General features: G+C 76.3%; 12 protein-coding genes. 3 read left to right on the top strand and 9 right to left on the bottom strand.

Translation table 11 applies throughout. The annotated features are described in order from the left end of the window. Nucleotides 1–158 precede the first annotated feature (158 nt). From BM419_RS14425 to BM419_RS14390, 8 genes are all read right to left on the bottom strand, one after another. Complete coding sequence (locus tag BM419_RS14425; protein WP_091926804.1) at nt 159–1,823, bottom strand: hypothetical protein; 1,665 nt, start codon at nt 1,821–1,823, stop codon at nt 159–161. Further along, nucleotides 1,823–4,942 (bottom strand): hypothetical protein, encoded by a 3,120-nt coding sequence (locus tag BM419_RS14420; protein WP_091926803.1) that lies wholly within the window; start codon nt 4,940–4,942, stop codon nt 1,823–1,825. The genes BM419_RS14425 and BM419_RS14420 overlap by 1 nt, the downstream gene beginning before the upstream one ends. A gap of 196 nt (nt 4,943–5,138) precedes the next feature. Beyond that, the gene (locus BM419_RS14415) at nt 5,139–7,124 is read right to left on the bottom strand and encodes an SWIM zinc finger family protein (RefSeq protein ID WP_056530662.1); all 1,986 of its coding nucleotides are present in this window, start codon (nt 7,122–7,124) and stop codon (nt 5,139–5,141) included. Nucleotides 7,125–7,133: 9 nt separating this feature from the next. Next, nucleotides 7,134–8,264, bottom strand: a complete 1,131-nt coding sequence (locus tag BM419_RS14410; RefSeq protein ID WP_056530666.1) for a VWA domain-containing protein — start codon at nt 8,262–8,264, stop codon at nt 7,134–7,136. Then, nucleotides 8,261–12,139 (bottom strand): DUF4132 domain-containing protein, encoded by a 3,879-nt coding sequence (locus BM419_RS14405; RefSeq protein WP_056530668.1) that lies wholly within the window; start codon nt 12,137–12,139, stop codon nt 8,261–8,263. The genes BM419_RS14410 and BM419_RS14405 overlap by 4 nt, the downstream gene beginning before the upstream one ends. 14 nt (nt 12,140–12,153) lie before the next feature. After that, on the bottom strand, nt 12,154–16,029 hold the full coding sequence (locus BM419_RS14400; protein ID WP_056530671.1) for a DUF4132 domain-containing protein: 3,876 nt from the start codon (nt 16,027–16,029) through the stop codon (nt 12,154–12,156). A 47-nt stretch (nt 16,030–16,076) separates the two neighbouring features. Then, entirely contained in the window at nt 16,077–18,332 is a 2,256-nt protein-coding gene (locus BM419_RS14395) for a DUF5682 family protein (protein ID WP_244540770.1), read from the bottom strand. Nucleotides 18,333–18,385: 53 nt separating this feature from the next. Beyond that, nucleotides 18,386–19,495, bottom strand: coding sequence for an ATP-binding protein (locus tag BM419_RS14390; protein ID WP_056530677.1), 1,110 nt, complete (start codon nt 19,493–19,495; stop codon nt 18,386–18,388). Between the two features lie 614 nt (nt 19,496–20,109). Between BM419_RS14390 and BM419_RS14385 the strand changes: the two genes are divergently transcribed. The 3 genes from BM419_RS14385 to BM419_RS32400 all read left to right on the top strand — a co-directional run bounded on the left by BM419_RS14385 (nt 20,110) and on the right by BM419_RS32400 (nt 21,008). Continuing rightward, nucleotides 20,110–20,406, top strand: a complete 297-nt coding sequence (locus BM419_RS14385; RefSeq protein ID WP_056530680.1) for a hypothetical protein — start codon at nt 20,110–20,112, stop codon at nt 20,404–20,406. A 140-nt stretch (nt 20,407–20,546) separates the two neighbouring features. Then, the gene (locus tag BM419_RS14380) at nt 20,547–20,759 is read left to right on the top strand and encodes a TOBE domain-containing protein (RefSeq protein WP_020095100.1); all 213 of its coding nucleotides are present in this window, start codon (nt 20,547–20,549) and stop codon (nt 20,757–20,759) included. 105 nt (nt 20,760–20,864) lie between these two features. After that, entirely contained in the window at nt 20,865–21,008 is a 144-nt protein-coding gene (locus tag BM419_RS32400; protein ID WP_020095101.1) for a hypothetical protein, read from the top strand. 45 nt (nt 21,009–21,053) lie between these two features. Here the strand turns inward: BM419_RS32400 and BM419_RS14375 are convergent, their stop codons facing one another. Then, nucleotides 21,054–24,293 carry an efflux RND transporter permease subunit gene (locus tag BM419_RS14375; protein WP_056530683.1) on the bottom strand — a complete coding sequence of 1,080 codons (3,240 nt, stop codon included), beginning with the start codon at nt 24,291–24,293 and terminating at the stop codon, nt 21,054–21,056. Nucleotides 24,294–24,295 lie beyond the last annotated feature (2 nt).

Genomic DNA, 24,295 nt, shown 5'->3' with positions numbered 1-24,295 from the left:
GGTCAGTGCCGGCCCAGTGAAGAGCGGGCCAGTGACGCTTTGCCGGGCAGGGTGCAGGGACGGCGAATCGCCGCCCGAAATGCAAGGTCCGCCCCGGCCGACGCCCCTCGTCGCGGGGAGGATAGGCCAGGCGCGCGGCCGCATCAATCGGGTCCGTCTCACGCCTGCCACCGCACCGGCTTGCCCTCGACCTGGGCGTGGACGAGGCGGCGCACGGCCAGCATGTGCTCGCAGGGGCCCCGGGTCAGCCGGTTGTGGGTGTAGAACCCGCACTGGCAGCTGCCGCCGACCATGCGGTCGTCGGAATCGAGCTCCACCGCGGGCGTCAGGCTCCGGCCGTCGTCCAGCACGGTCCCGCTCAGGCGCCGCCTGTCGCCGGCCTGCTCGACGGGCCCGAGGGTGACCAGTCCGGCCGCCAGGAACCGGTCGGCCTTGGCCTCCTGCTCGGAGGCGAAGCGCAGGGCGCCCGGCGCCAGCGGCTCCCGGGTCAGCTCCCGCAGGCGGTAGACCCGCTTGTCGAGGTCGAACATGGCGCGGCCCGCCTGCACGTAGCCGCCGAGCGCCGCCTCCACGGTCGACCGGTCGAGGCCGGTCTCGGCGGCGAGCTGGCCGGTGTCGGCGGCGTGGTGGCGCCGGAGCGCCGCGAAGACCCGGGCGGCGGTGTCGGCGTCGACGTCGGCCCGTGGCGCGAGCAGGTCGAACTGCCCGGCCCGGGACCAGTCGTTGGCGGTCCAGCCCGACAGGCCGAGGGTGAAGCGCAGGCCGCCGAAATCCACCACCGCGAAGCTCGGCAGACCGGTGCCGAGGAGGTGCAGCCGCACCGACCGGGCGAGCGGCAGGGTCCGGGCCAGGATCGCGAGGCGGCGCCGGCCCCACAGGCGGATCTCCGCGGCCTCGGCCCCGCGGTAGATCGAGCGCCGGAAGGTCAGCCGCTCGTTCCAGGGCTCGATCAGCACGCTGACCGGCCGGCCGGGCTCGAGCAGGAACCGCAGGGAGCGCGGGCCGTGGCGCTCGCGGCGCGCGGCGAGGCGGGTCAAGATCGCGTGCATGTCGACCGGGTGCAGGTCCACCACGTGGGCGGGCTGCGCCATGGCGCTCGACACCTGCAGGAAGCCCCGCATCCAGGAATCGGGCAGGTCGATCTTGTCCTCGCGGTAGGCGGCCTCGCCGGAGGTCTGGACCGCGAAGCCGGTCGGGTCGATCGCCAGCTCGGTGTCGCGGTAGCTGCGGATCTTCTGGAACTCGTCGTAGAGGGCGTGGCTGTAGTCGATGTTGGTCGTGCCGCAGGCCATGTCGCCGATCCGCGCGAACGTGTCGTGGTCGCAGGACAGGCGCCCGTAGCTCGACTCGTCGAGGCTGAAGGCCTCGAAAAAGATCTCGTCCGGATGGACGGTGATGACCGGGTCGAGCACGATCCAGGCGTCGAGGTTCTCCCGGTAGAGATAGTCGAAGTACCGCTTCCGCGCGTCGTAGAACGACCGCATCACCGCGTCGGAGCGGGCCGCGATGTCCCGGGACTCGGCGCGCAGCGCCTCGATCTCGGCGCGCAGGCTGTCCTTCTCGGCGAGGGCCTCGGCCAGGAGTTCCTGCTCGTGGGCCTGGAGCCACGCGAAGTAGGCGGTGCGGTCCTTCGGCTTGAAGCGCAGGTCCGACACGACGACGTGGTGCAGGGCGGAGATCGCCTCCCGGAACGGCAGGTGCCGCGCCACCGTCCCGGCGAAGTAGGTCGGCTCGCGCAGGGTGTCGGGAACGAAGCCGAGCCGGGTCGCGTCCGCGTCCGAGACGGCCCGGCTCTCGCCGAGGTAGCGATGGACGAAGTTCATCAGGCCTCTTCCGAGACGGAGACGGGTCCCCGCGCCTCCGGCGGGCGCCGGACGAGGGGCACGGCGAGATCGGGATGCGCGTCGGCGACGTCGCGCAGGGCCAGGATCGCGGCGCTGCGGTCCCGGGCCGTGCCACTCAGGGTCAGGTCGGCGAAGAGCGGCAGCAGCGCCGCGGCGCGGGCGCGGCTGCGCAGGGCCTCGGCCCGGAGGAAGGCGGCCATCCGGTCCTTGGCGACCCGGCCGCGCAGCACCTGCAGCATCACGATGCGGGCGAGGGGGATCAGCCGCGCGAAGGCCGCCTCGCTCGCCACGGCCTGCTCGGTGAGGAGTTCGGTGAGCAGGAGGTGCATCGACGGGGCGGGGTGCTCCAGGAGGCGCAGGACCTGCGCCTCCGCGTCCTCGGGCCGGAGCCGGCTGCGCAGGAGGTGGCGGGCGAGGGCCAGGACCTCCGGCTTGACGCTGTCGGTGACGACGGCGAGCGCCTCGGGCGTCCAGGCGGTCTCCGGCCACGCGTCGAACAGGCCGCGGGCGAAGGCGAGGGTGTCGGGCCAGTCGCTCTCGACCAGGAGGACGGCCTCGGCCGCCGCGGCCTGGAACCGGGTCGGGTCGGCCGCGAAGGCCGCCATCGCCCAGTCCCGCACCGATCGGTAGGGGTGGCCGCCGAGGCGGGCGATCTGGCGGACGCTGAGGGCCTCGGCGCGCCGGTCGGGCAGGAGGGCGGCGCCGAGGCGGCGGGCGCCGTCCGCGCGCGCCTGCAGCAGGCGCCACAGGGTGCCGTCGTCGAGGGCGGCGCATTCCCCAGGCAGGGCCTCGCGCAGCAGGGCCACGGTGTCGGCCGCGTAGGCGTCGTCGGGCGCCGCGCGGAACAGGCTGCCGATCAGCTCCCGGGCGAGGCGGGGAGCGAGGCCCGGATCCGCCGCCGCGAGGCGCGCCACAAGGGGCCGGGCAGCCCGCCGGACGGCGCTGTCGGGCCCGCTGGCGAAGGCGACGATCCGGTCCGCGTAGAGCCCGAGCCGCGCGTCGTCGAGGCGCGCCAGCAGGACGAGGGCGGCGATCCGGATGTCCTCGGATTCCGCGCCGATCAGCGCGTCCCAGCTCTCCGGCGGCAGGCCGGCGGCCCCGGCCTCGGACTGCGCCAGGAGGGCGAGGCCGGCGGACCGGACCGCGGCGGACGGGTGGGCGATCAGGGCGGCGGCGGTCTCGGACGTGACCGGCAGGTCGCGGTCCGGCCACAGGAAGGGCAGGGCGGCGCGCAGACCCCGGATCGCGGCCGTCGCGGCCGCGTCGGGCTCCGGCGGCATCGCCCGCAGCCACGCCACCAGCCGCGCCACCAGGGGCGCCGCGAGCCCGGTGGGCAGCGCCCGCGCCCCGGCGAGGCCGGGGAGGGCCGCCTGGACGTCCGGCTCCGGGCTCGTGAGCAGCGCGGCGGCGAGGTCGGGATCCGACCAGACGATCGGCGCCTCCGCCTCGAGGCGCCGCAGGGCCAGCGCCCGCGCCTCCGGCTCCGGGCTCGCGAGCAGCGCCGCCACCAGGGCGGCGAGTTCGGCAGGCTCGGCGATCCCGGCGGCGAGACGCGCCTGGGCGGTCCGGAACGCGAAGGTCCGCACGGCGTCGTGCGGGGCGGCCAGCAGGCGCCCGATCTCGCTGGCCGTCAGGGCCGCGCAGGCCCGCGGGTCCGCGCGCAGCACCCGCAGGCCCAGCCGCGCCACCGGCTCGATCCGCCCCTCCGCGGCGAGGCGGAGCGCCAGGTCCGGGCGGGCGCTCCAGAGGTCGGGGAAGGCCTCGTCGCGCCGGTCGGGATCGACGGCGCCGGTCTCCAGGAAAGTCAGCGAACCCGTCCGCGGCCGGGCCTCCGGGGCGTGACGGTACAGGAGCTGGCTCGCCGTCCAGTTGCGGCCGAGCGGTCCCCGCGCCCGCGCCTGCCGGCCCCAGGTCCCGTCCGGCTTCCGCCCCCAGGCGGTCCAGCGGGTCGGGGGATCGAGATCCTCCGGCCCGAGCGCCAGCAGGAAGTCCGCCGCCAGCGCCGCGAAGGCCGGGTCCCCGACGGCGCCGCGCTTGCGCAGGGCGCGCCAGATCCGCCGCTTCATGTAGGCGCGGGTGGCGGTGGACAGGCCGAGCCGCGCCTCAGGCCCCTGGCGCGCCGCGTCCACCGCGACGTAGCGCCGGAGGTCGGGGACGTAGGCGTGGCTCCGGCCGGCCTGATACATCGCCTGCGCGGTCTCGAAGCGCTGGGCGGTGGCGCCGAACAGGGCGGCATCGTCGGCCATCTCGGCGTGCTTGAAGAGGCGCCGCAGGCCGATCAGGTAGGGCGGCCGCGCCGGCAGCCGGAGCAGGGCGGCGCAGAGCGTCGCGTGCAGGCCGGGCGCCGCCTGCGCCCGGCGGCCGAGCGCCACCAGGGCCGGCCCGACCCGGCCCGGATCGTGCCGGGCAAGGCCGTCCAGCGCCCCGCACAACCCGTCGACGTCGCCCGCCTCGGCCGGCCGGGCGACCATGCCGGGCAGGTCCGGCTCGGCCTCCGGCGGCCGGTAGGGCCCGGTGAGCGGGGCGGTGAGCGCGAAGCGGGCGAGGTCGCGGACCACGCTGCCGGGCGCCTCGGCGGCGATCGCCGCGAGCGCCGGACCGGCCTGTGCGCCCGCCGCCCGGGCGAGCGCCCAGACCAGGGCGTAGCTCGCCCGCGCCGGGCCGAGGCCCCGCGCGAGGGCGATCAGATCCGGGGCGGTCGCGGCCAGCCGCAACTCGCCGATGCGCCAGAGCAGGCGGTCGCGGTCACGCTCGGCCCAGCTCTCGCTTAGGCAGGCGGAGAGCCGCGCCCGCAGCACGCCATCGCGCCCGTCGGGCGTCGCCTCGGGTGCGGCGGTCTCCGGGCCGTCGACCCGCCGGTAGCCGCCGTTGATCTTGGAGACGACCACGCTGTCGAACACCCGGGCGGCCGCCTCGGCGGTCACGGGCTGGGGCGTCTTGGAGCCCTCGCGCAGGGTCGCGCCGCGCCGGCCGTAGCGCGTGTTGACGAAGTAGCGCTCGGGCGTCCCGAGGGCCTCGTTCTCGATCAGGTCGACGTCGTAGACCTTGTCGGAGGTGGCGTCCCGCAGGTGGAGGCGCGCCGCGCGGACGACCCTCATGCCACCGCGCCGGCCCGCGCGGCCGGGCAGGGATGCGTCGCGCGCGCGCGACGGTCGACGGGTCCTCGCATCCGGGCTCCTCGCGAAACGACCGGGACGGGCCGGCCGGCGAATCGCGGCGCCCGAAGCCGCGGCAACCTGCCCCAGCGGGACCGAGGGGGCAACTGCGCGCGCACGATTCCGTGATCGGGCCTCATCAGGCCTCTTCCGGCCCGGGATCGTCGCGCATGGCGGCGACCCAGAGGGCGGCCCGGGCGAAGGGCTCGGACTGCGCGCCCGGAGCCGCCAGGGTGGCGGAGAGGAAGGCGGAGAGCCGCGCGGCGGTGGCCGGATAGCCGGTCGCGGCGAGGCGTGCGACCAAGTCGGCCCCGCCGGCGCGGGCGCTGGCCGCGAAGGCCCGCCGCCCCGCATGGAGGGCGTTCGCCAGGAGCGCGGCCGCCTCGTCGAGGAGCGTGGCCGGCCCCAGGTCCGGCGCCGGCGGGATCGGGTGGCCGGCGCCGTCGTGGACGGCGAGGTCGGGCACGACGAGCCGGTCGACCGACACCGACCAGGGATCGCAGACCAGGGCGCCGTCCGCGATCCGCACCGGGCCGGCGACCTGCCGCACGGGTCCCCAGCGCCCCGCGCAGGCGCCCGCGAGGGCGTCCAGGGCGTGCGGCGCGGCGGGGTCGTAGGCGCGGGCGAGATGCAGCGTGCCGCCCGCCCCTGGCAGCGCGACGGCGGCCTGCCACATCTGGGCGCCGGGCGCCCAGGCCTGTCCCAGGACCGCCTCGACGGGGAAGACGTGGAAGGCCTCCAGCCGGTCGCGCGGGCGCAGGAAGACGGGCGGCCGGTCGGCGAGGCGGCGCAGGATCGACGGGACGTCCCGCGCCGCCAGGGGGGCCGGCAGGGCCACCAGGGCGTCCCGCGGCAGCAGCGCCGTGCGGCCCCGCGCGCCCTGGCCGAGGGCGAGGAGCCCGTCGGCCCGGCGCCGCGCGACGCTGGTCAGGATCTGGCCCTGGCCGGTGCCCGAGACGGACAGGCCCGGGCTCAGGAGGCGCCCGGGCAGGCCGGCCGCGATATCCGCCTCGGCCTCGCCCGGCGCGAACGCGCGCTCCAGCGCCAGGAGCGCGCCGGTATCGGTGTCGGCCAGCGCCACCCGGGCGGTGGCGCCGCGCCCGCGGGCGAGGAGCCGGGCGCCCAGGGAGACGAGGCGGGTCTTGCCCATGGCGGTCTCGTAGGGCTGGCCGAGGCCGAGGGCGGCCTCCCCGCCCCGGACGCGGCCGAGGAGCTCCGTGGCGAGCGCCAGGACGACGGCCGCGTCGTAGGCGGCGTAGCGCCCGGCATAGGCCGCGACCTGCCCGTCGAGGTCCGCCTCCGCCAGCAGGAGCTGCGTGGCGCCCCACCTCTCGGCCGCCCGCCGGAGCCGGACGAGGGCCGCGCCGTGCGCCTCCGGTCCAGACACGACCCCGGCCTCCAGCAGGCCGGCGACCACCCGGTCGGCGGCCTCCGCGAGGTCCGTCTCCGCCGGCTTCGCCTCCGCTCCGGCCGGGGCCGCGCCGCCGAGGCGGATCTCGGGGGCGCCCGCGGAATCCCGGAAGGCGCGGATCGCCAGGGCGACGTGGGCGCAGCCGCCCCCGGCCGCGCAGTCGCAACGGGCGTAGCCGACGGCGTCGGGCACGAGGAAGCGCACCGTCGCGGTCGGGAGCCGCGCGGCCGGCACGGCGCCCCGCTCCAGCCCGACCGTGATCCCACCCGCCAGGAGGCGGCGCAGCTCCGCCGCCGCCGCGCCGCCGAGCCCCGCCTCGAAGGCGGCGCCGTCGAGGCTGCCGGGATCCCAGGCGACCGGCGCCGCGGCCGGCACCGCCGCACCCTCGGGATCTCCATCGCCGGCCCCATCGCCGGTCCCGTCGGCCGGCCCGTCCGCGACCGGGGCGGCCCGGTAGGCGACGACGAGGGCGACCCGGTGCCGGCACATCCCGCTCGCCGGGCAGGTGCAGCTGGCCTCGCCGGGAGGCCGGCCGGGGCCGAGCCGCGTGACCGTGCCGTCGGCGAAGCGCGCCTCGACGGTGCCGTCCCCGGCCTCCGCGAGGTCCGGCCCCTGGCCGGCGGCCACCTCGCGCAGCGCCCGCTTCACCAGCCCGGCATTGGCGAGCTGGATCAGGCCGTCATCCGTGAGGGCGCGGAGGTCGGGGCGGGCCATCGGCGCCGCTCAGGCCCGGATCGCGGCGGCGAGCCAGCCGGCGAGTTCGCCGGGCGTCATCGCGCCGATCTCGGCGCCGGCCGCTACGAGCCGCTGGGCCATCGCCCGGTCGTAGGCGGGCCGCGCCTCCGAATCGAGGGCCGCAAGGCCCAGCACGCGGGTCCGCTGGCCGGAGAGCGCCCGCACCTGCTCGACCAGGGCGGCCTCGCTCGCGCCCTCGTAGAAGTCGGAGACCAGGACCACGATCGCCCGCTCCGGCGCGGTGATCAGGCCGGCCGCGTAGCGCACGGCGCCCCCGATATCGGTGCCGCCGCCGAGCTGGACCTTCATGAGCAGCTCGCAGGCGTCGTCGCAGTCGCGGGTCAGGTCCACCACCGCCGTGTCGAAGGCGACGAGATGGGTGCGGATGCCGGGGAGCTTCCACAGGCAGGCGGCCATCACCGAGGCGTGGATCACCGAATCGAGCATCGACCCGCTCTGGTCGACGAGCAGGATCACCTGCCAGGGCCGCATCTGGCGCCGGTTCCGGGCGAAGAAGTGCAGCCGCTCGACGGTGATCCGCCGGCTCTCGGGATCGTAGTGGCGCAGGTTGTCGCGGATCGTCCGGTTCAGGTCGAGGTCGCGGGCGCCGGGCAGGCGTGTGTGGCGCCGCCGGTCGAGCACCCCCGAGAACGCCACCGCGAGGTCCCGCGCCAGCCGCTCCATCAGCTGCCGCACCACCTCCTGCACGAGCTTGCGGGCCATCACCAGCACGTCGGGCGCCATCAGGTGCTTGGTGCGCAGGACCGCCTTCAGCAGCGTCTCGTTCGGCTCGACCCGGGACAGCACCTCGGGGTTCGTGACCACGTCGTCGATGGCGTAGAGCTCGATCGCGTCGCGCTCCAGCCGCTCGATCGTCTCGCGGGGGAAGAGCGTGTGGACCGCGTTGATCCAGCCCGGCACCGTCAGGGTCGAGCCCTCGCGGCCGCCCTGGCGGCGCTCCCCCCGCGACGCGCCCTCGGCGTCGCGGCCGTAGAGCCAGTCGAGCGCCTGATCCATGGCGGCCGCATCGCCCGAGAGGGCGCAGCCGGCCCCCGCGCAGGCGGAATCCGCTGCCTCGCCCAGGATGAGCCGCCAGCGCGTGACCGGGTCGAGGCTCACCGCAGCCGCGTCCCGGCGAGGAGGCTCGGTCCGCGCAGGAGCTCGCTCGCCGTCACCGGCGCGAGCTCGCCGAAGGCGCGCTGGCCCGGATCCGACCGGCTGCTCCAGGGCGAGCCGAGGGTCAGGTCGCCGAGGGTCTGCTCCCGGTCCTCAAACTCCACCGCGCCGGTGAACAGGCCCTCCGAGAAAGTCAGCGACGCTTGGCCGGCCGCGCCGCCCGGGAAGGTCACGGCGCGCTCGATCCACCACACCACCCCGGCATCCTGGGGCGCCCCGAGGGGCCAGCCCCGGGCGGCCATGCCGCGCAGGCGGTTGGCCTCCACGACGGTCCCGGCGAAGCGGCTCGTGGTCGATGCGGCAGCCTCGGCCTCCGTGAAGGCGTAGGTCTCGCGGGCGAGCTGCGGGAAGGGCTGGACGATCTCGTAGTCGCCGAACAGCGCCCCCCAGGCCGCCAGCGCCCCGGCGTCGAGCTGCAGGGGATGGACGAGGCCGATCAGGCCCGGGGCCGCCCCGGTCAGGTCGAGGTCGAGCGGCGCGTCGTCGGCATCCGTGAAGGTCAGGTCCTCAGCCACCCGGAAGGTCAGGCCCGGACCGGTCCGCGGGTCGGCATCCGCGAAGGTGGCCCAGACGAGGCGCTGGGCGAGGTGGCGCACGAGCGGGTGCGCGGCGAAGCAGGGGCCGAACACCGTCGGCTGGACCCGGCGGGCGCCGGCGAGCATCGCCTCCAGGCGGGCCACCTGCAGGCTCGCCACGGCCCGCGCGTCCTTTTTCAGGGCGCCCCAGCGGGCCGCCGCCGCCGCGGCCTTGCCGGCCTCGTCGGCCTTGGCGGGCTTGGGCAGGTCCTTGAGCCTCTGGCCGGCGGCGTCCCGGACCCAGGGCTTGAGGGTCTCGTCGAACCCGACCCGGAACCCGCGGGGGCCGAAATCGAGGTCGAGGCCGCCGCGCTCGTCGAGGTCGAGGTCGGGGGCGAGCCGGTCTGCCAGTTCCTCGGGGGTGAGGCCGCGGGCCTCGGCGAGCTGGGCGATCTTCTGGCGGGCCTTCTCCTGGAGCCCCTTGAACTTCAGCTTCTCGGCGATGCCGTTGAGGTTCATCAGCGCGACGTCGGTGCCGATGTCGACCAGCACGTCGAGTCCGGTGACCGCGCGGGCGTGGGCGGCCTCGCCGGGCCAGCGGCGGATCAGGCGGGTCAGGTCGCGGGCCGTGGCGTCGGTGCCGAACCAGCCCAGCGCGCGCAGGGCCCAGCCGTCCTTGGAGGGCGTCCCGGCGGCGATCCAGGCGGAGAACAGGTCCCACGCGAAGGCCGCGAGGCTCGCCTCGGTGCAGGCCTCGCGGACCATCGGCACGCCGGCATAGACGGCGTCCGGGTCGGTGAAGGACAGCATCTCGCACAGGGTCAGGATCGCCGCGTCCGGCAGGGCGGTCCCGTCCCGCAGACGCGGCCGGGTCAGCATGGACGGCACGACCCAGGCGGGCGGCTTGCCGACCTTGGCGGGGACGCGGGCGAAGGGATCGCGGTCGAGCACCTGCGCGACCGCCTCGGTCACGTCCGGTGCCTGGTCCGCGTAGCGCGCGACCACGGAAGCGATGATGGCGCGGCCGTCCGCCCGGTCCTGCGCCAGCACGCGCAGGGCGTGCTCGCCGGCGTCGCGCAGCGCCCCGGGCCGGCCCACGGCGTCGGGCAAGAGGCGGGTGAGGGCGGTCTCGGGATGGCGGCGCAGCCAGGCCAGGGCCGGCTCGCGGGCCTTCTTGAGCTTCGTGAGGGCGCGGGCGGCGGGCCCGGCGAGGCGGGCATCGTCCACCGCCAGGACCGCCGGCAGGAGCCCGACCGGATCGGCCTCGACCAGCCCGACGAGGCCCGGCATCGCCCGCTCGCCGAACCGCGACAGCATCGCCCACACGATCTCCGGCCACTGCGAGACGTGGAAGCATCCCGCAACGACGCGCGACTGGGCCCAGAGGGCGAGCGCCAGGGGCTCGGGCTGCCGCTCCAGGCTGCCGACCAGCTGGCGATAGGGCGAGTTCGCCCAGTAATGGCAGGCCTCGTCGATCTGGGCGACGCGGCCGGCGACCCAGGCGATCAGGGCCGGCGGATCGTCGCGCGGCGGCTCGGAGAGCGGGGGCGGGATCCGGCTCCAGCCCTGCGTCGGATGGGAAAGCTCGGCGGCCGCCACGAAGGCCCGCAGCGCCTCCGGGCCGTCGAGGGTGACGGCGTTCCGCGCGCGCCAGTAGCTCGGCGCGACCTCGGGCACCGCGTGGGCGAACGGCGTCGGCAGCGGCGCGAGGGCGAGGACGAGGTCGTCCCGGGTCCGGGCCTTGGCCCGCCAGGGCGGGTCGCGCAGCACCCGCGGCCAGGCGGCGGGCTCCGCGAGGGGCACCGCGCGGGCTTCCGCCAGGGCGTCGAGGATGCCGGCCCCGCGCCCGCCCGACGCCGCGAGCCAGCCGCGGACCGTGTCGAGCCCGTGGGCGTCGAGCGCCCGGTTCACCCGGGCGCGCAGGGCGGGCTCGGACCGGCCGCCCGCGAGGGCCGCGAGACAGCGGGGCAGGATCGCGGCGGGATCGGCCTCCAGCGCCGCGTCGAGGGCGGCCGCGACGGGCTTCTCGTGGAGGTGGGGCAGCAGGGCCGGGAGCGCCCCGGCCTCGCCCGTCGACAGGACCGCCAGGGCGACCGTGCGACGCTGCTCGTCGAGGGCGTAGTGCAGCAGCCAGTCGAGGGCCGGCAGGGCCGGCTGCCCGGCGGCGCGGGCCACCGCCAGCAGGGTCGCGGCCGCCTCGGCCGCGTCGAGGGCGCAGTAGACGAAGTAGAGGTGGTAGCTGCGCTTGGCGCGCCAGCGCGCGACCGCTTCCGGCGGCGCGTCGGCCAGCAGCGGCAGGTAGGCCGTATCGGCCGTGACGTCGATCCCCGCCGACGCGGCGGCCTCGACCACCGCGACGGGCTGGAGCGGGTGCGGGGCGGCCCGGTCGTCGGCCAGGATGAACGCGAAGGCGCAGGCCGCCGGCCAGTCGTGGTCCTCGGCGATCCGGGCGTTCAGGAGCGCGACCGCGGCGTCGTAATCGGCCTCCGGGGCGTGCACGAGGGCGGCCCGCAGGGCGAGGTGGAGCGGCTCGGCCCAGGACAGGCGCTGGTAGGCGCGCGGCGTCTTCGGGGTCGGGCGGCGGCGATCGGCCAGCCGGGCGACGGTCTCCGTCCCGCCCTCGGCCACGGCGTAGCGCAGGACCGCCTCCAGTGCCCCTCGAAGGACGGCGTCGCCGGTGGCGGCCCGGGACGGATTCCCCTGTCGGCGCGCCTCCGCGGCGTCGACGATCGCGTCCAGCCAGGCGGCGAGGCCGTCCCGGTCCGGCGGCGCTCCGGCGAGGCGCGCGGCCTCGGCATCGCCGAGCGCGGCCGCCAGCGGCGCCGCGATCGCCCGCCAGGCCTCCGCCGCGTCCGGGCGCGGACCGGGGCGCAGGCGGGTCGGCAGCGGCACCGCCGCGAAGACCGCGGCCGGGGCGGGGGGCGGGACGTGCTCCGGCGGGGCCTCGGCCGGCGGCGGGGCGGCCGCCGGCTCCGCGGCGGGCTCGACAACCGTCTCGCCGACCGGCCCGGACGCCTGCGCAGGGGCCGGCTTCGAGGTGGCGGCGGCGGTCGGTGCCGGGGTGGGGGCCGCGGCCGGCGCCGGGGCGAGAGCCGCGCCGTCGGCGCGGACGTAGCCCTTGGCGGTCTTCTCGCGGACGAGCTTGTCCTTCTCCTTCACGGCCGCGGCCGCATCGGCGCAGGTCTTGTCCTTGCTCTGGCCCTGGGTGCCGAGGCGCCCGAAGCGGACGGTGAGCGTCGGGCCGGAGACGCCGACCTCCCAGAACTTGGCCGCGCTGCCCTCGACCAGCTCGTAGCGTTCCATGGCCTGTCTCCCTCTCACGCGTCGCCGGCGGCGGCGAGCAGGCTCGGCGTCCGCAGGACCTCGCTCGCGGTCACCGGGTCGAGGTCGCCGAACCGGTGGGTCGCCGCGGCGCGCCAGCCGGTCTCCGACAGGGTCAGGGTCCGCAGCGTCTGGATCCCGTCGCCCTCCGGGCCGGGCCGGTGCCAGAACCCGTCCTCGAATCGGAGGACCGCGACGAGGCGGGTGCCGTCGGGCAGCGCGACCGGACGCTGCACCGCATGGACGTGCTCGCTCCCCGTGTCGGTCGACCAGCCCTGGGGCCGCAGCCCCCGCAGGCGGCGGCCGCCCACCCGGACCCCGTCGAAGCGGTGGGTCTCGGCGGCGCCCCGCTCGGCCTCGGTGAACGCGAAGGTCTCGCGGGCGATCTGCGGGAACGGCTGGGCGATCTCGTAATCGGCGAACAGGCCGCTCCAGGCGGTCCGTTCCTCCGGGTCGAGGTGGAGGGGGTGGACGAGGCCGACCACGCCCTCGGCCGCCGCGACGTCGAGGGCGAGGGCGTGGTCCGCGGCGTCGGTCGGCGAGAGATCCTCCGCGAGGCGGAAGATGTGCCCCGGCGGCGTCGCGGGCGCGGCGTCCGGGTAGAGGCCCCAGACGAGCCGCCCGGCGAGGTGGCGGATCAGCGGGTGGGCGGCGAAGAACGGCCAGAACACCCCCGGGGCGACGCGGCGCTGAGACGCCAGCATGGCCTCGAGCCGGGTGATCTGCAGGCCGGCCGCGGCCTCCGCGTCCTTGCGCAGGGCCGCCCAGTGCCGGGACGCCGCCTTGGCGGATTCGGGATCGTCCGCCTTGGTCGGGCGGGGCAGGGCGGCGAGCCGCCGGCCCTCGGCGTCGCGCAGGACGGGCTTCAGGGTCTCGTCGAAGCCGACCCGGAACCGGCGCTCCCCGAAGGACAGGTCCAGCCCGCCGCGCGCGTCGAGGCCGAGATCGGGGGAGAGCCGGTCGGCGAGGTCGACCTCGTCGAGGCCGCGAACCTCGGCGGCGTCGACGATGGCGGCGCGGGCGGCCTCGCGCAGTTGCAGCAGCGGGCTCTTCTCGGCGATGGCGCTGAGGTTCATCAGCGCCACGTCGGTGCCGATCCCGGCGAGCACGGCGATGCCGGCCTTGCCGCGCGGCTTGAGGCCGGCCTGCCCCCAGGCGCGGATCTGCCGGGTGAGGTCGCGGGCGGCGTGGTCGCCCCCGATCAGGGCGAGCGCCTGCATCGCCCACTCTCCCGTCGCCTTGGCGCCGGCGGCGATCCAGGACTGGAACAGCGCGACCGCGAAGGCGTCGAGGCTCTCCGGCGTGCAGGCGGCGCGGACCTGCGCGACGCCCGCGTAGGGCGCGAGCGGGTCGGAGAAGGCGAGCATCTCGCACAGGGCGGTGACGGCGGCGTCGGGCAGGGCGCCGCCGCTCCGCAGGACCGGGCGGGGCAGGGCGGCGGGGACCACCCAGTCGGGGAGCTTCGGTGGCTTGGACGGCACCTGCTCCAGCGGGTCGCTGTCGACGCCGGCGGCCACCGCCCCGCGCACGCCGGGATCCCGCTCCGCGTAGGCCGCGACGGCGGCGTCGAGGGCGGCGCGCCCCGCGGGCTCGGCGGCGAGGAAGCGCAGGGCCGCGTCGGCCGCGTCGCGGTCCGGGCCGGCGGCCCCGAGGGTCTCGGGCAGGAGCCGCAGCGCGGCGGTGCGGGGATGGGCGCGCAGCCAAGCGGCCGCGGCCGGCCGGAGCTTGCGGGTGCGGTGGAAGGCCCGAGCGGCGACCGGGGCGAGGTCGGCGGCGTCCACCGGCTCGACCTCCGGCAGGAGCAGCGCCGGGTCCGCCGCGACGAGGCGGACGAGGCCGGGCACGGCCCGCGCGCCGAAGCGCGACAGCATCACCGCGATGGTGCGCCGCCACGCGACGTAGTGGGCGCGCTGCGGCCCGGTCTTCTCCCACAGCATCAGCGCCAGGGGCTCGGGCTGCCACCCGACCATCCGGAACCAGGGCCCGTAGTTGAAGTAGAAGAAGCCGGTGAACGCGTCGCGGTCCAGGTCGAGCCGGCGGTCGAGCCAGGCCAGGGCGGTGACCGGATCCGCGTCGGCGGCGGGCACGGGCTCGGCCGGCGGCGGGATCGGCATGTCGTAGAGGGCCTCCGCCTCGGTGGCGCGGATCCGCGCCGCGAGGTCCGTCATGGACTCCACCAGCGTCCCGGCCTCGAAGTAGAAGGTGCTGCGGTCGAGGGCCTCGTCGGGGTCGAAGCCGTGCGCGAAGGGCGTCGGGATCGGCGCCACCGCCCGTTCCGACCGGGCGCGCGCGGCCCCGCGCCGCCGCCAGGGCGGGTCCCGCAGCACCGGCGGCAGGGCCTCCGGCGCCGCCTGAGGCGCGCTGCCGGCGGCGAGCAGCCGGTCCAGGCGCCCCGCGGCCCGGCCTCCCTCGGCCGCCGCCCAGGCGCGGGCGGTCTCGTGCCCGTGGCGCGCGGCGAGCGTCACGGCCCGGGGGCCGTAGGCGGGCTCCCCCTTGCCCTGGAGCGCGCCGAGATAGGCCCGCAGCATCCAGTCGGGGAAGGCCGCGTCGGCGGCGTCGAGGGCGTCGCGGACCAGCTTGGTGCCCACGAAGGGCAGGAGCGCGTCGAGGGCGTCGGCGGCGCGGGTCTCCAGCAGGGCCCGGGCGACGATCGTGCGCTCGGGGCCGACCGCCCCCTCCAGGAGCCAGACGAGGCCGGGGGTGGCCGGCTCGCCGACCGCGTCGGCGACGGCGATCACCGTCGCGGCGGCCTCCTCGGCCCCGACATCGCAGGTCGCCAGCGTCGCCCGGTGATACGGCGCGGCGTACCAGGGCGCGGCCTGCGCGGGCGGCAGGTCGACGATCAGCGGCAGGGCGACGTGGGAATTGCCGTAGGCCTTGGGATCGGGCGGGTCGCAGCGCGCCAGCACCGCGCGGGCGGAGAGGGCGTGGTCGGCGCCGGGCCGGTCGTCCGCGAAGATCACCGCGAGCCAGCGGGCGAGGGTGGGCTCCGGGTCCGAAGCGGCGAGCCGGAGGGCCGCGTCCAGGGCCTCCGCGTACGCCGCCTCGGGGGCGGCGACCAGGGCCGCCCGGAGACCCAAGGTGGTGGGGATGTCCCAGGCCGAGACCGGGAGCGAGCCGTAGCGGCCGGAGGGACGGGGCCGCAGCCGGTCGAGCAGGGCCACGAGCGTCCCCCCGGTGCCGGAGCGGGCCACGAGCCAGCGGGCGAGATGCGTGAACGCCGCCCGGGCCGCCGGCCCCTGCGGTCCGGGCTTGGCGCCCCAGGGGCGCTGGCTCAGCGCCGGGCAGGCCGCCTCGAGTTGCTCCAGCCAGGCGCGGACCTCGTCCGGGTCGAGGGCCGGCGGCGACCCGTCGAGCCGGGCGGCGAGGGCCTCGGCCGGCGCGCGCGCCTCGTCCGGGGCGGCCGCCAGCAGCGGGCGGATCCGCGCCGCGAAGGCGGCCCAGTCGGCGGCGGCGTCGAGGGGCGCGCCGGGCCGGCCGCGGGTGGGCAGGGGCGTACCGGTGAAGATCGGGACGCGGCGCGCCTCCGCGCCGGCGGCGGGGGCGGGCGACGTCCCGGCGGCCCCGGTCTCGGCGGACCGGGCCTCGGCCGCCGGGGATGCGGCGGCGTTGCCCGTCGCCGCGGCGCCCGCTCCGGAGGCCGGATCCGGTCCGGCCGGCGCGGCCTCACCCGCCGGGCGATAGCCCTTGCCGGTCTTCTCCCGCACCAGCCGGTCGAGTTCGACCCGGGCCGCCTGCGCGCTCGGGAAGCTCTTCGTCTTGGACTGCCCCTGCGTGCCGATCCGGCCGAATCTCACGATGAGAACGCTGTCCTCGGCTCCGGCCTCCCAGAACTTCGCCGATGTTCCCGCCGTCAGCTCGTAACGCTGCATGCAGTCCTCTCCCCGTGGCGCGGCGGTAAAATTTTCCTTGTCGCGGCTCAGGTCAACCCGTGGCGGGCGAGCCGCGCGGCGACCCGCGCCTCGCGGGCCAGGGCCTCGGCCTGATCGGCCGGGCGGGCGCGCTGGCGCATCCAGGCCAGGGCCTCGACCTCGGCCCGGGCCTCGCCGAGGCCGCTCCGGCGCAGGATCGCGACGGCGATGCGCTCGCGCTCCCGGGGCGGGAACCACGCGAAGGCCATCCGCAGGGACGGCAGCGCGCGCAGGAAGTCGTCGTCGCCCCAGGCGGCCACCAGACCCTCGACGGAGGCGAGGGTCGCGTCGGCGGCGATCTCCTCGCGGGCGAGGGCGAACAGGCCGGCGAGGAAGTCGCCGAGCGTCGCGGGCAGGCCGAAGCGGCGCAGCCAGGCCAGGGCGGCCTCCGGGTCCGATCCGGCATCGCCGCAGGCGACCCGGAAGCCGAGCGCCGCCCCCGCGAGGGCCGGCGGCGTCTCCGGATCGGCGAGGCGGCGGCCGAGCATGGCGGAGAACGGCGCGCGCAGATCATCGAGGCCCGGGATCTCCGCGCCGACCTCGCGGAACAGGTCGCGGCAGGCGAGGACCAGCGGGATGGCGCCGAGCCCCGCGCGCGGGTCCCGGACGGCCTCGACGACGAAGAGCGCCCGGGCCGCCAGGACGGCGCAGAGGCGGGCGAGGGCCGGCCGCGCCGGCGCGAAGGCGTCGCCGAACCGGTACAGCCGCACGATCCCGGCCCCGGCGGCGCCCAGGGCGGCGGCGTCGTGCGCCGCCGCGATGCCCGCGCTCAGGCGGGCGAGCAGTTCGCCCTCCAGGGTGAGGCCGGCGAACAGCGCGTCGGACAGGGCCCCGGCGAGGATTCCGAGGGAATCGGGCGCCGCCTCGACCCGGGCGGTGATCCGGGCGGAGGCGGCCATCTCCAGGGTCCCGCCCCAGAGCGAGGCCTCGATCAGGGCGCCGAGCCAGTGCGGGTGGCGCGCGAGCGTGAAGCGCTCCCGCGGCAGGCCGGGCCCGGCGCGGTCCGGGCCCTCGCGGGCGATCCCCGGCAATCCGAGCAGGACCAGCCGGTGGAGCAGGTGCGCCCGCGCCCGGTCACCGGGCTCGGCCCAGTCGAGGTCGACGCTGCGGCGGGCCGGCCCCGGCTCCAGGTCGGCGGCGCGCAGGCGCTCGGCGACGTCGGCCACGAGGGGCGGCTGCCGGGTGCCGGGGGCGAGGCGTCCCTCGCGCGGGCCGGTGAGCGCCCGCAGCATCGCGGCGAGCGCCGGGTGGCCGGGCGCGGCGCGGCCGGCCGCCCAGGCGGGCGGGCGGTCGAGGGCATCCTTCACCAGGGCCGCGAGGGCCGCGTCGATCAGGTCGGCGCGCAGGATCGCGGGATGGGCGCGCAGCCGGGCGAGGGCCTCGGCGTGGACCCGCCAGGCGACGCGGTCGGCGGTGGAGACGACCTGCCCGGCCTCGCGCAGGGCCGCGGTGATCGCCGTCATCGCCCAGTCGGCCGCGGGGGCGAGGCCCGACGCGGCGACGCGCTCATAGTAGCCCGGGGCCGGCATGCCGGCCGCGTAGCCCGAGAACCGGTCGAGCCGGGGATAGGCGTAGGGCACCACGTAGCTGCCGGTGCGCAGGTCCGGCTCCGGCGGCGCCGGCTCGGGCCGGGTCCCGTCGGCCCGCGCGGCGTGGCGCCGGACGGCGTCCGCGTGCCAGCCGCCGCAGACGAGGACGACCGGCCGGTCGCCGGCCGCCCGCAGGGCGTGGGCCGCGTAGGCGCCCATGAAGCGCTCGCGGGCCTCCTCGGCGGGATCGTCCGTGCCGGGCGGGCGCAGCAGGGCGAAGTAGCGGTCGAGCCGGGCCGGCAGCTCCGCCTCGGGCGCCGCCTCGGCGAGGACGTCCCAGAGGGCGTCCTGGTCGGCGACGCCGAGGGCGGCGGCCAGCGCCCGCTCGGCCGCCTCGGCGCGCGCCCCGTGCGGGTCGGCGTAGCGGTTGGCGCGGCGCCCGAAGGCCGGGTCCCAGGCCGGCAGGTCGCAGAACAGCGTCTCGGCACCCACCGCCCGGCCCGCCTCCAGGGCCTGCCATTCCGGCGAGAAGGCGCAGAACGGCGTGTAGGAGGCGGCGCTGCCCGCCGCGTCGGCCCGGAACGAGAAGATCGCCACCGGCAGGTCGTGGCCGAGGGCGAGGTCGGGCAGGTGCGGGTTGAAGTCGACCGGCCCCTCGATCAGCACGCAGGCCGGCCGCAGCGCCGCGATCGTGCGCCGGACGAGCCCGGCGCAGGCCGGGGAATGGTGGCGCACGCCGATGACGGTCAGGCGGCCGGGATCCGGCGCGGGACCACTCGTTGCGGGGTTCATTGCGGGGTGAGGAGGTGCCGCGCCGCGTAGAACTCCCGCCACGCCGCGCCGGAGCGGCGGCTGACGCGCTGGTCGAGGTAGCGGCGCAGGCGGGCGAGGTCCTCGGCGTCGTCCTTGGCGGCGGTGCCGGCGAGGCAGGCGACGATGTCCTCCGGCCGGCCGGCATCGCCGCGCAGGAAATGGCCCTTCACGCCGATGGCGTGGGCGACGCTGACCGCCTCCGCGGTGCTCATCACGGACGAGAGCCGCTCCATGCCGGTGCCCTCGGTGTCCACGGCCTCGCGCAGCTCCCGGAAGCAGGTCACGAGGAGTTCGAGCACCTCCGGATCCGGGGCGCGGGGCACGCCGGAGCGGGCCAGCAGGGCGGTCGCCTCGCGCTGCACCAGGGCGAGCTCGGCGTCGAGATCGGCGATCGGGAAGACGGTCTCGAAGCCGAACCGGCGCTTGAGGGCCGCCGACATCTCGTTGACGCCCCGGTCGCGGGTATTGGCCGTGGCGATCAGGTTGAACCCCTCCCGGGCGTAGACCATCCCGTCCGCGCCGGTGAGTTCGGGCACCGCGAGCACCCGGTCGGACAGGACCGAGAGCAGGCTGTCCTGCACCTCCAGCGGGCAGCGGGTCAGCTCCTCGAAGCGGACGATCCGCCCCTCGCTGAGGCCGGTATGGAGGGCGCCCGGCACCAGGGCGCGCGGGCTCGGCCCCTCGGCGACGAGCAGCGCGTAGTTCCAGCCGTAGCGGATCTGGTCCTCGGTCAGCGACGCGCCGCCCTGGATCGTCAGGGTCGAGCGCCCGCTGATCGCGGCGGCGAGGAGTTCCGAGAGCAGGCTCTTGGCGGTCCCGGGCTCGCCGATCAGCAGCAGGGCGCGGGAGGTCGCCAGGGTGACCATGGCCCGCTCCACGAGCGCCGGGGCGCAGACCACCTTGGCGGGGGTCGCGCCGTCGCCGCAGATGAAGCGCCGGACGGCCTGGAGCGAGAGCTGCCAGCCGGGCGGCCGCGGCGCCGGATCCTCGGCGCGCAGGCGCGCGAGTTCCGCGGCGTGGACGTCCTCGGACGGGGGTCTCTGACGCGCCTCGCGATCGCCGCCCGCCCGCACCGCCTTCGCCATGCACCCGTCCCCTGCCGTCGCGCCGACCCTGTCGGCGACTCCTGCGATCGGCAGAGCATGCCCCGGCACGCGCGGGTTTCTCAAGCGTCTCCGCGCATCTCCAAGCATCGGCCACCCGGCCGGGGATCCGGCACCGCCCGGGGCGTGGCGGATCGGGCGTAGTCCCGAAGAAAGCCTACATCGACACCAAGCACAGCATCAGGATCGCGATCTCGAAGACGATCCAGCTGCCGAAGACGACGACCAGCTCCCAGTCGGTTCTCTCTCTGGTCTTGGCCAAAGCGTACATGTTTGACCTCCTCGCGGAGCCCGATAGGCCGCAAGCGAATTCAGTCACCACGATGGAATGCAACGCGTCCGAATATTCAAACAGATTCTGCCGCGGATTGCAATTGTGCCCGGCGGCTCAACTCCGTACATAAATCAATACATTGCCTCGCGGAACGGGCTCGCGCCCCGTCTTCGATGCAGAAATATCGCATCGCAGCAAGTATTGTCCCGCAACCCCGGCGCCCGCGCCGGTCCGGTCGCGGCGGCGTGAACGGGATCCGTCCGGCCGCGTTGCCCCGGTACGTCCGGAGAGGCGGCCTGGGGAAGCGCTTGAGGATTCGCACATGAAGACGCTGATCAGCCTGACCGTCGCCGGCCTCCTGGCGACAGGCGCGGCCGCCACGGCCGCGGAGAGTACCGGGACCCGCATGCAGGGTTCGCCCAACGCGGCCGGCTACACGGGCCAGGGCGCGGCGGGCCAGGGCGCGACGGGCAAAGGCGAGACGACGGGCACGACGACCGGATCTCCGGGCTCGGAGATGCCGAAGCAGGACGGCCGGATGAAGGGGCCGCCGAACGCGGCCGGATTCCAGCCGGGCGGCAGCGATGGCGGCTCGGCCGGAGCCTCCGGCCGTCGCTGATCCGGCCCTGCCCCGGGCCGCTCCGCGGCGGTTTCCCGGAGGTTTCCCGATCGCGGTCCCGGCGTCGTGATTGATGCCGGGGCCGCGGCCGCGATAGGCCTCGATGGCGGCCGAACCGGCTGCGCAACCCGGAAGCTCCCATGAAACACGGCGCGCGCAACGACATCCCCGCCACGGTGACGGCGATCAAGCGCGGGGACGTGATGGCCCAGGTCGAGGTGGAGCTGGTCGGCACCGCCTACCGCATGGCCTCGGTCATGACGGTCGACTCGCTGGAGGAGCTGGGCCTCAAGGAAGGCGACACCGTCCACGTGCTCGCCAAGGCGGTGAACGTGCTGCTGGTGAAGCCGTAGCGGCCTGCGCGGCCGGCATACCGCCGTCATCCCGTTGTCATCCCGTCGTCATCCGGCCGGCCTAGGGCGGCGCCTCCCGCCCACCCGACCGGCTGCGCTCACCCGATGGATTGGTTCGACCTGCCCGAAGACCCCCAGCCGCCGTCGGCCGCCGACGAGAGCCGGATGCGGCTCTACATCGCCGTGGGGCTGATCGGCATCGGCGCCCTCGGCATGGTCGGCGGGATGCTGCACATCCTCCCCGCCTGACGACCGTCCCGCCCGGCGACGGGCGCGGCCGCGGCGCGGGCGCCGTCAGGCGGCGCGATCCGCCACCGGCTCCGCCGTGGGCGCGGCGCGGTCGGCCGAACAGGGGCGCGCGAACCGCGCGTAGAGCGCCGGCAGCACCACCAGGGTCAGCAGGGTCGCGCTGATCAGGCCGCCGATCACCACGGTCGCCAGCGGCCGCTGCACCTCGGCCCCGGTGCCGGTGGCGAGCGCCATCGGCACGAAACCCAGGGAGGCGACCAGCGCGGTCATCGCCACCGGCCGCAGCCGGGTGAGGGCGCCCTCGCGGATCGCCGCCCGCAGCGGCCGGCCCGCGGCGACGAGCTGCTTGATGAAGGTCAGCATCACGAGGCCGTTGAGCACCGCCACCCCCGAGAGCGCGATGAACCCGACCGCGGCCGGCACCGACAGCGGCATCCCCCGCAGCCACAGGGCCGCGATGCCGCCGGTGAGCGCCAGCGGCACCGCGCTGAACACCAGGAGCGCGTCCCGCGCGCTGCCGAGCGCCGAGGTGAGCAGCAGGAAGATCAGGAAGAAGCACACCGGCACCACCACGGTGAGCCGCGCCTGAGCCGAGGCGAGGTTCTCGAACTGGCCGCCCCAGGTGACGTACGAGCCCGCCGGCAGGGTCACCTGCGCGGCGACCTTCGCCTGCGCCTCCGCCACCAGCGAGCCGATGTCGCGCCCGCGGACATTGGCGGTGACCACGACCCGGCGCCGGCCGTTCTCGCGGCTGATCTGGTTCGGCCCCTCGCTCACCGAGAACTGCGCCACCTGCCGCAGGAGCACGGAGGCGGCCCGGCCGTTCGCGCCCGGGGGCAGGGGGACCGGCAGGTTCTCCAGGGCCTCCCGGTCCTCGCGGACCTGATCGGTCAGGCGCACGACGATCGGCACGCGCCGGTCGCCCTCGAACACGACCCCGGCGTCCCGGCCGCCCATGGCGGCGCCGATCACGTCCTGGATCGCCCCGGTGCTGAGGCCGAGCCGGGCCGCCTCGGTCCGGTCGATCCTGATCTCGAAGACCGGCAGGCCGGTGATCTGCTCGACCTTCACGTCGTCGGCGCCCGGGATCCCGCGCAGGATCGCGGCGATCCGGTTGGCGGTCTCCAGCATCGGCTCGAAGGCGTCGCCGAACACCTTCACGGCGAGGTCGCCCCGTGTCCCGGCGAGCAGCTCGTTGAAGCGCAGCTGGATCGGCTGGGAGAACTCGTAGACGTTGCCGGCGAGCTCGCCCAAGGACGCCTCGATCCGCTCCTGCAGCGCGGCCTTCGACAGGCCCGGGTCGGGCCAGTCCGGCTGCGGCTTGAGCATCACGAAGGTGTCGGAGGAATTCGGCGGCATCGGGTCGGTGGCGACCTCGGCGGTACCGGTCTTCGAGAACACGTAGGCGACCTGCGGGAACTTGGCGATCGCCCGCTCCACCTTGAGCTGCATCGCCTGCGACTGGGTGAGAGAGGTGGACGGGATCCGTGTGGCGTTGAGGGCGATGCTCTTCTCGTCGAGCTGCGGGATGAACTCGGTCCCGAGCCGGGTGGCGAGCAGCCCTGCGCCCGCGAGGAGGAGCAGCGCCGTCCCGACGAACGGGGCGGGCGCCCGGATCGCCGCCGCGAGGACGGGCCGGTAGAGCGCCTTCAGGCCCCGGACGAGAGGGTTCTCGGCCTCGGTGACCCGGCCGGTCAGCGCGATGGCGATCAGGGCCGGCACGAAGGTCAGCGACAGCACGAAGGCCGCCGCCAGGGCGAGGATGACGGTCAGCGCCATCGGCTGGAACATCTTGCCCTCGACCCCCGTGAAGGTCAGGAGCGGGACGTAGACCAGCATAATGATCGCCTGCCCGTAGAGGGACGGCGCGATCATCTCCTCGGCCGAGTCCCGCACCGTCTCCAGGCGCTCCTCCAGCACGAGTGGCCGCCCGAGAGCGTGCTGCCGCTCGGCGAGGTGGCGCAGCGCGTTCTCGGTGATGATCACCGCCCCGTCGACGATGAGCCCGAAATCCAGCGCCCCGAGGCTCATCAGGTTCGCCGAGATCCTCCCCTCGACCATGCCGGTCACGGTCATCAGCATGGCGGCCGGGATGACCAGCGCGGCGATCAGCGCCGCCCGGATGTTGCCGAGCAGCAGGAACAGGACGACGATCACGAGGGCCGCGCCCTCGGCGAGGTTCCTGCCCACCGTGCGGATCGTGGCCTCGACGAGCTGCGTCCGGTCGAGGACGGTCTGGACGACGATGCCGGGGGGCAGGGCCCGCCGGATCTGGTCCATGCGGGCATCGACGGCGGCCGCCACCGTGCGGCTGTTCTCGCCGATCCGCATCAGGGCGGTGCCGATGACGGTCTCCTGCCCGTTCTCGCTCGCCGAGCCGGTGCGCAGGTCGCGCCCGATCCGCACCGTGGCGACGTCGCGGATCCGCACCGGCACGCCGCCGCGGCTCGCCACGACGACGTCGGCGATCGCCTCCGGACTCTCCAGGCGGCCGGCGGCGCGCACCACGTAGCTCTCGCCGTTATCCTCCAGGTAGCGGGCGCCCTGGTTCGCGTTGTTGGCCTGGAGCGCCCGGGCGACGTCCGCGAAGGACAGGTCGAGGGCGGTGAGCTTCGTGGGGTCCGGCTGGACGTGGTACTGCTTCTCGAAGCCGCCGATCCCGTCGACGCCGGCGACGCCCGGGACGGACTTGATCTGCGGCCGCACGATCCAGTCCTGCACCGTGCGCAGGTAGGCGACCTGCTCCAGTTCCGTCCTGAGCGCCTGGCCCTCCGGGGTCCGGTAGCTCCCGTCCGGCTGCCAGCCCGGCCGGCCCGCCGGCACGGCCGCGCGCTCAGGCAGCGGCGCGTACTGGACCGACCACATGTAGATCTCGCCGAGCCCCGTGGAGATCGGGCCCATCCGCGGCTCGACCCCGGAGGGCAGGTCCTCCCGCACCTGGGCGATGCGCTCGGCGACCTGCTGGCGGGCGAAGTAGATGTCGAGGGACTCGGCGAAGACCGCGGTGATCTGCGAGAAGCCGTTGCGCGAGAGCGAGCGGGTGTACTCGAGGCCCTTGATGCCGGCGAGCGCCGTCTCGACCGGGTAGGTGACCTGCCGCTCGACGTCGGCCGGCGACAGGGACGGGGCCAGGGTGTTGATCTGGACCTGGTTGTTGGTGATGTCGGGCACGGCGTCGATGGGCAGCCGCGTGAGCGCGGCGGCGCCGAAGGCCGAGGCCAGCAGCACGAGGAGCAGCACCAGCCAGCGCTGGCGGACCGAGACGGCGAGGATGCGGCTGATCATCG

This window comes from Methylobacterium sp. yr668 (assembly GCF_900116245.1).
In the GTDB taxonomy this organism is placed as follows: domain Bacteria; phylum Pseudomonadota; class Alphaproteobacteria; order Rhizobiales; family Beijerinckiaceae; genus Methylobacterium.
The sequence above is the reverse complement of the archived record's forward strand: the minus strand, read 5'-3'. Positions and strand labels throughout refer to the sequence as shown.